Annotated in this window: 12 protein-coding genes; 8 read left to right on the top strand and 4 right to left on the bottom strand. The window is 68.7% G+C overall.

Annotation, left to right across the window (positions count from 1 at the left end):
* Positions 1-187: 187 nt before the first annotated feature.
* Positions 188-676, bottom strand: a complete 489-nt coding sequence (locus ACWGE0_RS21360; RefSeq protein WP_452262626.1) for an SRPBCC domain-containing protein — start codon at positions 674-676, stop codon at positions 188-190.
* A gap of 153 nt (positions 677-829) precedes the next feature.
* On the opposite strand from ACWGE0_RS21360, the gene ACWGE0_RS21355 reads away from it, so the two are divergent.
* Genes ACWGE0_RS21355 through ACWGE0_RS21345 form a run of 3 tightly spaced genes read left to right on the top strand, consistent with a single transcriptional unit; the run spans position 830 to position 3,305 of the window.
* Positions 830-1,288 (top strand): nuclear transport factor 2 family protein, encoded by a 459-nt coding sequence (locus ACWGE0_RS21355; RefSeq protein ID WP_319964434.1) that lies wholly within the window; start codon positions 830-832, stop codon positions 1,286-1,288.
* Positions 1,285-2,376 (top strand): acyl-CoA dehydrogenase family protein, encoded by a 1,092-nt coding sequence (locus ACWGE0_RS21350; protein WP_452262625.1) that lies wholly within the window; start codon positions 1,285-1,287, stop codon positions 2,374-2,376. Before ACWGE0_RS21355 ends, ACWGE0_RS21350 begins: the two co-directional genes overlap by 4 nt.
* Positions 2,373-3,305: a Gfo/Idh/MocA family protein gene (locus ACWGE0_RS21345; protein WP_452262624.1), complete on the top strand. Its 933-nt coding sequence runs from the start codon at positions 2,373-2,375 to the stop codon at positions 3,303-3,305. The genes ACWGE0_RS21350 and ACWGE0_RS21345 overlap by 4 nt, the downstream gene beginning before the upstream one ends.
* A 57-nt stretch (positions 3,306-3,362) precedes the next feature.
* Here ACWGE0_RS21345 and ACWGE0_RS21340 read toward each other — a convergent pair whose 3' ends face one another.
* A complete protein-coding gene (locus ACWGE0_RS21340; protein ID WP_452262623.1) occupies positions 3,363-4,781 on the bottom strand; it encodes an alpha/beta fold hydrolase in 1,419 nt (472 codons plus the stop codon).
* A gap of 156 nt (positions 4,782-4,937) precedes the next feature.
* Between ACWGE0_RS21340 and ACWGE0_RS21335 the strand changes: the two genes are divergently transcribed.
* Genes ACWGE0_RS21335 through ACWGE0_RS21325 form a run of 3 tightly spaced genes read left to right on the top strand, consistent with a single transcriptional unit; the run spans position 4,938 to position 7,217 of the window.
* The gene (locus ACWGE0_RS21335) at positions 4,938-5,261 is read left to right on the top strand and encodes a 2Fe-2S iron-sulfur cluster-binding protein (RefSeq protein ID WP_452262622.1); all 324 of its coding nucleotides are present in this window, start codon (positions 4,938-4,940) and stop codon (positions 5,259-5,261) included.
* Between the two features lie 13 nt (positions 5,262-5,274).
* Positions 5,275-6,051, top strand: a complete 777-nt coding sequence (locus ACWGE0_RS21330; protein ID WP_452262621.1) for an SDR family NAD(P)-dependent oxidoreductase — start codon at positions 5,275-5,277, stop codon at positions 6,049-6,051.
* Entirely contained in the window at positions 6,051-7,217 is a 1,167-nt protein-coding gene (locus tag ACWGE0_RS21325; RefSeq protein WP_452262620.1) for an NAD(P)/FAD-dependent oxidoreductase, read from the top strand. Before ACWGE0_RS21330 ends, ACWGE0_RS21325 begins: the two co-directional genes overlap by 1 nt.
* Before the next feature lie 63 nt (positions 7,218-7,280).
* On the opposite strand, the gene ACWGE0_RS21320 is transcribed toward ACWGE0_RS21325, so the two are convergent.
* Positions 7,281-8,396, bottom strand: coding sequence for an epoxide hydrolase family protein (locus tag ACWGE0_RS21320; RefSeq protein ID WP_452262619.1), 1,116 nt, complete (start codon positions 8,394-8,396; stop codon positions 7,281-7,283).
* 118 nt (positions 8,397-8,514) lie between these two features.
* Between ACWGE0_RS21320 and ACWGE0_RS21315 the strand changes: the two genes are divergently transcribed.
* A complete protein-coding gene (locus ACWGE0_RS21315; protein WP_319964442.1) occupies positions 8,515-9,726 on the top strand; it encodes a cytochrome P450 in 1,212 nt (403 codons plus the stop codon).
* Positions 9,727-9,787: 61 nt separating this feature from the next.
* On the opposite strand, the gene ACWGE0_RS21310 is transcribed toward ACWGE0_RS21315, so the two are convergent.
* Complete coding sequence (locus ACWGE0_RS21310; RefSeq protein WP_452262618.1) at positions 9,788-10,915, bottom strand: acyltransferase family protein; 1,128 nt, start codon at positions 10,913-10,915, stop codon at positions 9,788-9,790.
* Positions 10,916-11,129: 214 nt separating this feature from the next.
* Between ACWGE0_RS21310 and ACWGE0_RS21305 the strand changes: the two genes are divergently transcribed.
* Positions 11,130-12,539, top strand: a complete 1,410-nt coding sequence (locus tag ACWGE0_RS21305; protein WP_452262617.1) for an NDP-hexose 2,3-dehydratase family protein — start codon at positions 11,130-11,132, stop codon at positions 12,537-12,539.
* The last annotated feature ends 30 nt before the right edge of the window (positions 12,540-12,569 follow it).

Here is a 12,569-nt window from a genome sequence, read left to right as displayed (position 1 = left end):
GTTTAAGACTCTGTCGCGGCTGTTCTCTTTTAAGCGGGCCGGGCGGGGGGCGCAGCCGCCGCGGGACCTGTGCGGCCGGTTAGTGTCCTGGTCCTCCCCCTCGCCGCGGGGGCCGCCCACTTCCTGTTCGTCCACAACGAGAAAGGGCCCGCTCTCAGCCGAGAGCGGGCCCTTTCTCGTTGGTGGGTCACACCTTCGCGGGTGCGTGCTTCAGAACCGCCGTCGCGAACTTGGCGAGCGTGTCGCCGGGGCTCGGGCCGTCCAGCGCGCCGAAGATCTGGCCGGCCAGCGGCTGACCGTGGCGGTGCAGGTCGGCGTGCGTCAGCGTCACCTTCGTGGTGGCCGGGCCCACGGCCTCGAAGTCCACCTTGATGAGCGACGCCTTCGAGTCCTCGTAGATCGGCTGCCAGCCGGGGCCGACGCGCCAGGTCATGACGAGGCGGTTCGGCGGGTCCCACTCGGTGATCGTGCCCCAGGCGATCTCCTCGCCGTCGGCACCCGTCTCGTAGTAGCGGCCGCCCACGACGGGCTCGATGGTGATGGCACGACGGTCCTTGACGAACACGTGCTTCTCCGGCCACCAGTCGAGCGGGTGCTCCGCGAAGATCGCGAACGCCTGCTCGATCGAGCACTCGACCGTGACGGACTTGGCGACATCGGGAGTTTCCTCCGACATGAGCCCTCCAGGTGTGATGGACAAATCGGACCGAGCATCCGCGAAACCACTGCACGCCAACTAGAAACCTCCTCGAACGAGAGGTCCTCCACTGGCCTTCCACCACCCGTGTGGAAGGTGAGGTGTCACAGAACACAGGAGGAGGGAGTCGTAGTGTCCCCAGTCAGCGTGAACACCTACATCGAGGTGAAGACCTTCTACGCGCTGCAGATGCGGCTGCTCGATGCGCTCGACATCGAGGGGTACGCGGCTACCTTCACCGAGGACGGCGTCACCGACCACGCCCACCGCGGCGAGAAGGTCGAGGGCAGGGCGGCGCTCATCGCGGGCGCCAACGCCGCGCTGCCGCGGTACGCCGACGGCGCTGTGCGGCACTGGAACGACCACTACGTCATCGAGGAGATCGACGAGAACACGTTCGACGTCTCGTACTGCTCGCTGGTCACCAGGACCGACAAGGCGGGCAACGTCACGTTCGAGCCCACGTTCTTCATCGAGGACGTGCTCGTGCGCGTCAACGGCGAGCTGCAGGCGAAGTCCCGGACGATTCACCGGGACGAGCCCTCGCCCGTCGCCATCGCCGCCAAGGCGGCAAGGGAAGGAGCCGCATGAGCGACACCGGACTCGTCCCGGTCGCGGAGAAGGTGAGCGCGCTCGCCGCGGAACACGCGCAGGAAGCCGATCGGACGCGCAAGCTCGCGCCGGAGGTCGTGGCGGCCGTGCGGGAGGCGGGGTTCGCCCGGCACTTCGTCGCGAAGTCCTACGGTGGCAGCGAAGGCGGCTTCGGCGAGCTCACGCAGGCAGTGATCGCGGTCGGCGAGGGCTGTGCCTCGACGGCCTGGTGCGCCTCGCTCTCAGCGCTTTCCGCCCGGTACGCCACGCACCTGCCGCAGCTGGGCCACGACGAACTGTGGGGCAGCAGCCCCGACACGTTCGTGGTCACCGCGCAGCCCCCGCTCGGCAAGGCCACCACGGCCGCCGGCGGTCACCGGCTGAGCGGCCGCTGGGCGTACGTCAGCGGTGTCGACTTCGCCGACTGGGCCCTGGTCTGCGGCATGGTCGCGACCGGCGGCGAACCGGAGGCGCGGTTCTTCGCCCTGCCGCGCAAGGACTTCACCGTCATCGACGGCTGGGACAACGCGGGCATGCGCGCCACCAGCAGTCACACCGTCGTGGTCGACGACGTGTTCGTGCCGGAGCACCTGTCGTTCCTGCGCGCGGACTTCATCTCCGGCAAGAACACCACTAGCGACCTGCCCGCGCACAACGCGCCGTTCCAGGCGGTCGGCGGCCTCACGTTCGTCGCCCCCGCGGTTGGTGCCGCGTACGGCGCGCTCAACGCGGCCACGAACGCCGTGCGGGGCAAGAAGGTCAACACCACCCAGGGCGTCGACCTGTGCCGGGCGTCCGCGCAGATCGACTCGGCGCGGTTCCTGGTGGAGCAGAACGCACAGGTGCTCGACGAGCGCACGTTCACCCCGAGGTTGATGGCGCGCTGCGAACGCAACGCCGCCTTCACCGCGGACAGCCTCGTCGACGCGGTGGGAGCCCTCGTCAGGGCCGCCGGCACGAGCGGGTTCAGCGAGAACTCGCCGTTGCAGCGGTTCTGGCGCGACATCGTCAGCGCGTCGAGCCACGTCGCGCTGCGGTACGAGACGGCGGTAGCGCGGACATGGCCAGCGGCGTTGATCGGCGAGTGAGGCTCGGGGTCGTCGGATGCGCCGACGTCGCCCGGCGCAGGATGCTGCCCGCGTTCGCTGGACTGTCCGATGTGGACATCGTGGCGGTCGCGAGCAGGGACGGTGAGAAGGCGGGCAAGGTCGCGGCCGACTTCGGCTGCGAGGCGGTCACCGGGTACGAGAAGCTGCTCGGCATGGACCTCGACGCGGTCTACGTGCCGTTGCCCGCGGCGCACCACGCCGTGTGGATCGAACGCGCGTTGACTGCCGGGAAGCACGTGCTGGCCGAGAAACCGGTCACGCCGTCGCTGGAGGAGACCGCCGACCTGGTCTCGCAGGCCAGGGAACGCGGGCTCGTGCTGCGGGAGAACTTCCTGTTCCCGCACCACTCCCAGCACCACGAGGTGCGCCGGCTCGTCCAGGCGGGAGCGGTCGGCGAGGTGCGGGCGTTCGAGGCGGCGTTCACGATCCCGCCGCGGCCGTCCGGGGACATCAGGTACCGCAAGGACCTCGCCGGCGGGGCGTTGCTCGACGTCGGCGTCTACCCGCTCAAGGCCGCCGTGCTGATGCTCGGTCCCGGCCTGAAGGTGCTCGGCGCGAGCCTGAAGGTCGACAGCACCTACGGCGTTGACGTCTCGGGATCGGTGTTGCTGGGGGCTCCAGGCGGCATCACGGCCCAGCTGACGTTCGGCATGGAGCACACCTACCGGGCGAGCTACACGGTGTGGGGCAGCGAAAGCCACATCACCGTCGACCGTGCTTACGCTCCGCCTGCGGACCTCACGCCGATCGTGTCGCTCGGTGGCGACGAGGTGTCGCTCGAAGCCGACGACCAGTACACGAACGCGGCCCGCAGCTTCGTGGCCGCCGTCAAGACCGGCGGGCCCACCTCCAGCGAGTCGGTGGAGCTGGCCCAGCTCGTGGACGCGGTCCGGGATGCGGCCAGGTGACCTGAAGTCAGCCGAAACGAAGAAGGGGCCCGGAGATCCGGGCCCCTTCTCTCGTTCTCACGCATCCGCGGGGATGTCCGGCCGCGGGGTCGAACCCGGCACGCCGACGCGCTTGTCCGGCAGCACACCGTCCACCAGGTAGGCGTTGACGATGGCGTCGAGCGCGGTGTTGCCGGCGAACGCGTACACCTCGTGGTCGCCGGAGTCCTCGACGACGACCAGGTGGTGGCCGAGACGTTCGGCCATCGCGACACCGCCCTCGTAGCGGTCGTACTGGTCGCCGTCCGCCTGCACGCACAGCCCCACCGGGTAGCCGACCCGCTTGAGGTACGTCGGCTCCTCGAGGTTCTCGAACGTGCGGAACGCGCCGACCCACGGCTGGGCGCGCAGCACGCCGAAGCCGTACGGGTGGTGCTGGCGGTGGTAGCGCATGTCGGCGAAGTAGACCTCGAGGTCGTCGGGCCACTCCGTCTCCATCGTGATGGCTTCCAGCACACCGATCCTCAGGTCACCGGTCGTGTCCTGCGGGCGCCACGTGCCGTTGCCCGCGATCAGCTGCTGGGCGGTGGCGACGTCCTCGGCCTTGCGCAGGTCGCCGACCAGGTAGCCCAGCGAGTCCCACTGCGCGCGGTCGGTGGCGCGTGTGCCCACCGCGCCGTCGAACAACGTGCGCAGGTGGATGGCGCCCAGCTCCTCCAGTGCGGAAACGACCTCCTCGACGGTCTCCAGCACCGCGGCGGCGGACTTTCCGAGTCCGAAGTGGACGTTGCGCTCGGCCGTCCACTGCGCCCACTTCTGCACGTTGCGGTACACGGCCTCGGCCTGCGTGACGAACTGCTCGCGCCACGTCCAGTTCGGGTTCACGCACGAGTCGAGCACGCTGCGGTCCAGGCGCGCCGGGAACATCGATCCGTAGACCGCGCCGACGAGCGTGCCGTAGGCATACCCGACGAAGCTGATCCGGTCCTCGTCCAGCACGCCGCGGATGACGTCCATGTCCCGCGCGATGTTGCGGGTGGTGATGTGCGGGCGCAGGTCGCCGCCCGCCCGCGCGCACGCCAGCTCGCGCTCGCGCATGTCGATGGCGATCTGCTCGAACAGCGAGTCCGGCGGACGCGAGTCGAACGGCGCCACGGGCACCGCGACCTCGCTGTAGAGCTTGGTGGACTCGCCGATGCCGCGCGGGTCGAACCCGATCAGGTCGTAGGCCTCGCGCACCTCGGCCGGGAACTCCAGCGGCAGCTTGATGCCCTCGCCGTTGTCGCCGCCGGGGCCGCCGTTCACCGAGAGCAGCACGCCACGGCGCTTGTCCGGGTTCGTCGCGCGGAGGCGGGAGAGAGCGATCGTCAGCCGAGCGCCCTGGGGGTCGTTGTAGTCGCGCGGCACCGAGATCGTGGCGCGCTCCAGGCCGTCCTCCGCCGACGGCGCGGACCATTGCGGTCGCTGTTCGTAGAACTCGTGCAGTGCGTCGGGCACGGTAAGACCTCCGCGTCGGTTGCGTCGGACTGCGAGGGTCGCAAAAGGCCCTAGAGGGGGTCTCGAACGCGTTCGAGGGGAGTTCCAGGCGATCCCCAGGCGCCGCAGGCACCTTGACTGAAGTCCGGCGAGCCGAATGCGTGGGGAGACACCGCGATGGCCAAGATCACCTATGTCCACCCGGACGGGACGTCGTCGGTAGTCGACGTCGAACCGGGCAACTCGATCATGCGCGGTGCCAAGCTCGCCGGCGTCGAGGGCATCCTCGCCCAGTGCGGCGGTGGCGCGACGTGCGGGACCTGCCACATCTACGTGGACAAGGACAACACCAAACCGTTGCCCGCCATGCACGACCTGGAGGACGGGCTGCTGGGCGTCACCGCGAGCCCCCGTCAGGACAACAGCCGGTTGAGCTGCCAGATCCCGGTCGTCGAGGAGCTGGACGGGCTCGTCGTGCACCTTCCCGAGAAGCAACTCTGAGGAGCGTTGAACCATGACTCGACGGGTCGCCTTCGTCACGGGCGCAACCAGCGGAATCGGCCTCTCCGTCGCGGAGTCGCTCGCAGCGGCGGGCCACGCGGTGTTCGTGGTCGCGCGCGACGCGGAGAACGTCGCCTCGACGGTCAAGCAGCTGCGCGAGGACGGCTACGAGGCCGACGGCACCACCTGTGACGTCAAGTCCACTGAGGACATCCGCAAGGCCGTCACCAAGGCCGTGGAGACGTTCGGCCGCATCGAGATCCTCGTCAACAACGCCGGTCGCGGCGGCGGCGGTGAGATCGCCACGCTGGACGAGGCGATCTGGACCGACGTCATCGACACCAACCTGCACAGCGTCTTCCGCGTCACCAAGGAAGTCCTGTCCACCGGCCAGATGAACCAGGGCGACTGGGGCCGCGTCATCAACATCGCGTCCACCGGCGGCAAGCAGGGCGTCATCTACGCCTCCCCGTACAGCGCGTCGAAGCACGGTGTCGTCGGCTTTACCAAGGCCGTCGGCCTGGAGCTCGCGAAGACCGGCATCACGGTCAACGCCGTCTGCCCCGGCTACGTCGAGACGCCGATGGCGGGCAAGGTGCGCCAGGGCTACGCCAACCACTGGGGCATCACCGAGGACGACGTCCTGGAGAAGTTCAACGCCAAGATCCCGCTCGGCCGCTACTCCACCCCCGAGGAGGTCGCCGGCCTGGTCACCTACCTGACCACCGAGACCGCGAACTCCATCACCGCGCAGGCGCTCAACGTCTGCGGTGGCCTGGGGAACTACTGATGACCGACGCTCCAGTCGTCATCGTGGGTGCGGGCCAGGCGGGGTGCCAGGCCGCGGTGTCCCTGCGAGAACGGGGACACCGCGGCGCCATCACGCTGATCGGCGACGAGGGTGTGCTGCCCTACCAGCGCCCGCCGCTCACGAAGGCCTATCTGCAGGGGGACATCGGGTTCGGCGACCTGGTGTTCCGTCCGGAGAAGTACTACGCCGAGCACGACATCACCCTCGTGCTCGACGACCCGGCGGTCTCCGTCGACCGCGCGGCCCGGCAGGTCGTCCTGCGCTCGGGACGCACCGTCGAGTACGGGAACCTCGTGCTGGCAACGGGGTCGCGTCCGCGCCCGATACCCGGCGCGCACACGATCCGGACGACCGCCGACGCTGACGCCGCCCGCCCCCAGGGGAACGTGGTGGCGATCGGCGCCGGGTTCATCGGACTCGAGTACGCCGCGGTCGCCAGCGAGGCCGGGTGCGACGTGACCGTGATCGAGGCACAGCCCCGCGCGCTGGCACGGGTCCTGTCCGAGGAGACGGCCGAGCACGTCGTGCAGGTGCACCGGCGGCGAGGGGTGAAGTTCCTCTTCAACGCCACCGTTGCCGAGGTGCGGCCCGGCGAGGTCGTGCTCGCGGACGGCACGGTGCTGCCCGCCGATCTCGTCGTGGCGGGCATCGGCGTGGTGCCGAACGCCGAACTGGCCGCGGAGGCCGGGCTGTCGGTCGACGACGGGATCGTGGTCGACCCGTGGCTGCGCACGTCCGACCCGGCGATCTTCGCGATCGGCGACTGCGCGCGGTTCCACCACGGGGCGCGGCAGATCCGGCTGGAGTGCGTGCAGAACGCCGTGGACCAGGGCACCGCTGTCGCCGAGGTCATCACCGGCTCGGCGGAGCCGTACGCGCCGGTGCCGTGGTTCTGGAGCGACCAGTACGCGATGAAGGTGCAGATCGCCGGTGTCACCGATGGCCACGACAGCGTTGTGGTGACCGGGGATCCGATGTCCGGCGCGTTCTCGGTGTTCTGCTTCGCCGGCGACCGGCTGCTCGGCGTGGAGTCCGTCAACAAGCCCGTCGACCACGTCCTCGCGCGGCGGTTGCTCGCGGCGAACTGCCCGATCCGGCCGGAAATGGTCGCGGTCCCCGGCTTCGACCTGCGCACCGCGGCCTAGCTGTTCTGGCGTCTGCAAGTACCACCAACACGAAGTTGGTGGTACTTGCAGACGCCTTTTGCGTCAGCGGACGTGCCGGAAGAAGGTGCGGAGCTCGGACACCAGGACATCGGGGCGTTCGATGCCGGGGAAGTGGCCACCGACCTCGGCGTCGTTCCAGTAGCGCAGGTCGGTGAACCTGGCCTCGATCCACGCCTTCGGCATGCGGGCGTCCTTCGGGAAGATCGTCACGCCGGTCGGCACGGAGACCTGGTGCATCGGCACCTTGTTGTGAGACTCCCAGTACAGCCGTGCGGCCGACGTCGCCGTCCCGGTGAACCAGTAGATCGACACCGCGTCGAGCAGCTTCTCCACCGGCACAACCTCTTCGAACGGCCGGTCATGGTCGGTCCAGGAGTAGTACTTCTCCGCGATCCACGCCAGCAGCGCGACGGGGGAGTCCTGCAGGCCGTAGCCGATGGTCTGCGGCTTGGTCATCTGGATGGCGGAGTAGCCGGCCTCACGCGCCTGGAACTCCTTCAGCGCGGAGAGGCCCGCGTAGTCGCGCTGGGTCAGCTCGACCTGCGCCTCGGGTGCCCCGGCGAACACCATCGTCAGGTGGATGCCGATGAGCCGCTCAGCGTCGATGTGGCCCAGTTCCGCGGTGATGAACGAACCCCAGTCACCGCCGTGCGCGGCGTAGCGGTCGTAGCCCAGCCCGGTCATCAGCGACGACCACGCGCGAGCGATCCTCTCGACGCCCCAACCGGTTTCGGCCGGCTTGTCGGAGAAACCGTAGCCCGGCAGGGAGGGCACGACGACGTGGAAGGCGTCGGCGGGGTCGGCGGGGTTCGTCAGCGGTTCGACGACCTCCAGGAACTCCAGGACCGAACCGGGCCAGCCGTGCGTGAGCAGCAACGGGGTGGCGCCGGCGTGCGGCGAGCGGACGTGGATGAAGTGGATGCCCAGCCCGTCGATCTCGGCGCGGAACTGGGGGAGGGCGTTGAGCCGCGCCTCGACGGCCCGCCAGTCGTACTTGTGCTCCCAGTGCTCCGCGAGCGAGCGGACGAAGGACAGCGGCGCGCCCTGCGACCAGTCGGACACCGTCTCCGCGTCGGGCCAGCGGGTCAGCGACAGACGGGTGCGCAGATCGTCCACAGAGGACTCGGAGACGTTGACCTCGAACTCGGTGACGTTCATGCGTGGGCACGTTACGGCCGCGGCCTCGAAGGGCCCTCGAAGGCGGTTGAGCGGACATCCAGGGCAGCTCCACGCGGGGCTGGCACGGTCAAGCGCGGCTGACGAGAAGGGAACCGCCATGACCAACGCCGAGACAGAGCTGACGCCTTTCCCCTGGCACCGCAAGTGCCCGTACCAGCCCCCGGAGGAATACGCGCAGCTCCGGCCGGAAACCCCCATCGCCAAGGTCGAGCTCCGCACGGGCCGTGAGGCCTACGTGGTCACGAGCTACGAGCACGTGCGCAAGCTCTTCACCGAGCCGGACGCGAGTTCCGACCGCGGTCACGAGGGTTTCCCGTACTACATCGACATTCCCCCGCAGTTCCGCACCGAGGGCTCGTTCATCGGATGGGACCCGCCCAAGCACACGGCCTACCGCCGGATGGCCGCGGTGTCCGGTGAGTTCACCAAGCAGCGGGTCCGGGCGATGCTGCCGCGGATCGAGCAGATCGTCGACGAGCGGATCGACGCGATGCTCGAGCAGGGGCCGGTGGTCGACCTGGTCACCGCGCTCGCGCTGCCGGTGCCGCTGACGATCGTCTGCGAGATCCTCGGCATCCCGCACCAGGACCACGACTACCTGCACGACCGCACCGACAAGCTGTTCGGTGGCAAGTCCTCCGCCGAGGTGCGGATGGCCGCCATCACCGAGCTGAACGGCTACCTGGCCGGGCTGCTCGAGAAGAAGCTCAAGGAGCCGGGCGAGGACCTCATCAGCCGCATCGTCGTCCGGTTCCACGAGGCAGGTCTCTACGACAGCCGCGAGCTCGTCAACCTGGTCCGCCTGCTGCTCAACGGCGGCCACGAGACCAGCGCCGCGATGATCGCGATCGGCGCCATGACCCTGCTGGAGCACCCCGACCAGCTGGAGAAGCTGAAGAACGACTGGAGCCTGGCGCCCAACGCGGTCGAGGAGCTGCTGCGCTACCTGACGCCGGGCGACCTCGCGTCCTCCCGGGTGGCACTGGCCGACATCGACGCCGGCCCGGTCACCATCAAGAAGGGCGAGGGCATGATCATCTGCGGTGCCGCGGCCAACCGCGACCCCGAGGCGTTCCCCGAGCCCGACAAGTTCGACATCACCCGCCCGAACGCGCGCAACCACGTCGCGTTCGGCTACGGCGTGCACCACTGCATCGGCGCGGAGATCGCCCGTGTCGAGCTCACCGTGGTGCTCACCAAGCTGTTCCAGCGCATTCCGAACCTCAAGCTCGCCAAGCCGTGGAACGAACTGCAGTACAAGGACGGCGCGGTCATGTACGGCGTCTACGAAATGCCCGTCACCTGGTGACATAGCCGCTCAACGAGAAGGGCCCGCCGGTCGCAACCGGCGGGCCCTTCTAGCGTTGCTGTTATCGCACTGCGCCAACGACGTCCTCCTGCGGCGAGGTCTGCAGGGGCTTGACCTTCGTGCGGCCGAACCGCCGCATGAACGGTGTCTCCACCCACGCGAACAGCGCCCAGGCGACCAGCAGGGACACCGCGAAGGAGGCCACCAGGAACGCCAGCGCGACCGGTGCGGACCACGCCTTGCCGCCCAGCGCGCCGAAGGCGTTGATCTCGGTGCCGAACGCCCAGTGCCCGTAGGTCAGCACGAGCCGGTGCACCAGGTAGAACGCGAACGACACCTCACCCAGCCACACCATGCTCGACCGCGCGAAGACGGTCTTGCGCCCCTTGACGTCCGCGACGGCCGCGGCCGGGATCAGCAGCGCCAGCGGGATGATGGTCGCGCCGACGAACGCGTACAGGAACGGCACGAACAGCGAGGCGACGTAGCCCACGGCCGCGAGCGCGATGCCCCACTTGACGCCCAGGCCGATCCAGCGGCCGGTCATGACGATCCGCGCCAGGATGATGCCGAGCGCGAACTCGAACAGGCGCGTGACCGGGAAGTTGTAGACGAACCAGATCTGGGCGTAGGACGCGGGACCCCACGGCCACACCGGCGTCGACGGCAGGACCGCCTTGGCCACCAGCGGCACCAGCAGCACCGCGAGGATCGTCGCGCCGGCGTAGAACCACAGCCGCGACGGCCGGATCTTGTTGATCAGCACCAGCAGGAACGGGAACGACAGGTAGAACAGGGCCTCGACCGACAGCGACCACGCGACACCGTTGCCGGACAACAGCACGTCGTAGTTCGGGACCCACGACTGGAGCAGGAACAGGTTCGCGACCGCGGAGGCCGGGTCGATCGCCTGGCGGAACACCAGCAGCAGCACGATCGCCGCGACGAACGTGACGACGTGGTTGGGCAGGATCTTCGCGAACCGCCGCCGGAAGAAGTTCCCCTTCGTGTCACCGGGCCTGGCCGACCAGGTCAGCACGAATCCGCTGAGGATGAAGAAGAACGACACGCCGACGAACCCGGCGGTGCTGGTGGCGATCATGTACAGGAAGCCGACCTCTGGCGTCCGGAAGAGGAACTCCAGGCTGCCGTGGAAGACGAAGACCATTGCCGCGGCGACGAACCGCATGCCCGTCAGTGACGGGAGTCTCGACGAACTCGCTACTTGGCTCGACACGGTGGGGACCTTTCGGAAGGACGTTGTCAGGTCGCCCGATGGTGAGAACCCGTCATGGCGAATGGCTCGCGACCTGCTCGAAACCCTTTTCCTCAGTCACTTCCCGATTCGCACTTGAGCGCACGCGGACACCGTTCCCGACGAGGAGTTCCCCAGGGAGGTTGCCGTGACACCGTCCACCACGGAGCTGCGCAGGCGGGAGGACACCGACCTCCCGACGAGGCTCGCGAAGTCCGCCGCCACCGAGCAGGGCGCGTTCCTGCAGACAGAGCACTTCGACCTGTGGCTGACCGAACGCTGGCTCGCCAACGCGTTCCGCGTCGAGCGCATCCCGTTCGCCGACCTCGACCTCTGGTACACCGAGGAGGAAACCGGGAACATCCGGCACCAGAGCGGCAAGTTCTTCACCGTCGAGGGCCTGAAGGTCGACACGGCGACGCGGTCGTGGAGCCAGCCGATCATCCGCCAGCCCGAGGTCGGCATGCTGGGCATCCTCGTCAAGGAGTTCAACGGGGTCCTGCACTGCCTGATGCAGGCGAAGATGGAGCCGGGAAACCCGAACCTGCTGCAGCTCTCGCCGACCGTGCAGGCCACGAAGTCGAACTACACCCGCGTGCACAAGGGCGCCAAGGTGAAGTACCTGGAGTACTTCGCGGAGGGTGCCCAGCGCGGCCGGGTGATCGTCGACGTGCTGCAGTCCGAGCACGGGTCCTGGTTCTACCGCAAGAGCAACCGCAACATCGTCGTCGAGGTGACCGAGGACGTCCCGATGGACGACGACTTCTGCTGGCTCACGCTCGGCCAGGTGAACGCGTTGCTGCACCGGGACAACCTCGTCAACATGGACTCGCGCACAGTGCTCTCGTGCCTGCCCGCACCGGGGTACGCGGAGCCCGCGAACGACTTCCAGGCCGCGTTGCTGGCCTCCCGCGACCCGCACGCCGGCGCGTTGTCGGCGACACCGGACGTGCTGAGCTGGTTCACCGGGCAGCGCGCCGACCACGACATCGACGTCTCGCGCATCCCGCTCGGCGCGGTGCCTGGATGGCTCCGCACCGACGACGAGATCTGCCGTGAGGACGGGAAGTTCTTCCGGTGCGTGGCGGTGCGGGCGATCGCGGGCAACCGCGAGGTGACCAGCTGGACGCAGCCGTTGTTCGAGCAGTACGGCAGAGGCGTCGCGGCGTTCATCGTGAAGCAGTTCGCCGGCGTGCTGCACGTGCTGGTGCACGCACGGCTGGAGGGCGGGTTCCTCGACACCGTGGAGCTCGGGCCGACCGTGCAGTGCGTTCCCGGCAACTACCACGACGCCGAACGCCCGCCGTTCCTCGACCACGTGCTCGCCGCGGAGAAGTCGAGAATCCATTACTCGACAGTGCATTCCGAGGAAGGCGGCCGATTCCTCGACACGGAGAGCGATTACCTCGTCGTCGAGGCGGACGAGTCGTTCCCGAGTGAGGTTCCGCCGCAGTACGCATGGGTCACGGTGGGGCAGCTGACGGATCTGCTCCGGCACGGTCGTTACGTGAACGTGCAGGCCAGGACGCTGGTAGCGGCGCTGAACGCGCTCGGCTAGGCGAGCTGGGCAGGAAATAATACCTGCGCG

The sequence above is a fragment of the Lentzea sp. NPDC054927 genome, from assembly GCF_053610285.1.
The sequence above is the reverse complement of the archived record's forward strand: the minus strand, read 5'-3'. Positions and strand labels throughout refer to the sequence as shown.

Coding starts and splice junctions, on each gene's coding strand:
- ACWGE0_RS21360 (WP_452262626.1), bottom strand. CDS start 676: ATGTCGGAGGAAACTCCCGATGTCGCCAAGTCCGTCACGGTCGAGTGC.
- ACWGE0_RS21350 (WP_452262625.1), top strand. CDS start 1,285: ATGAGCGACACCGGACTCGTCCCGGTCGCGGAGAAGGTGAGCGCGCTC.
- ACWGE0_RS21335 (WP_452262622.1), top strand. CDS start 4,938: ATGGCCAAGATCACCTATGTCCACCCGGACGGGACGTCGTCGGTAGTC.
- ACWGE0_RS21330 (WP_452262621.1), top strand. CDS start 5,275: ATGACTCGACGGGTCGCCTTCGTCACGGGCGCAACCAGCGGAATCGGC.
- ACWGE0_RS21325 (WP_452262620.1), top strand. CDS start 6,051: ATGACCGACGCTCCAGTCGTCATCGTGGGTGCGGGCCAGGCGGGGTGC.
- ACWGE0_RS21320 (WP_452262619.1), bottom strand. CDS start 8,396: ATGAACGTCACCGAGTTCGAGGTCAACGTCTCCGAGTCCTCTGTGGAC.
- ACWGE0_RS21315 (WP_319964442.1), top strand. CDS start 8,515: ATGACCAACGCCGAGACAGAGCTGACGCCTTTCCCCTGGCACCGCAAG.
- ACWGE0_RS21310 (WP_452262618.1), bottom strand. CDS start 10,915: ATGCGGTTCGTCGCCGCGGCAATGGTCTTCGTCTTCCACGGCAGCCTG.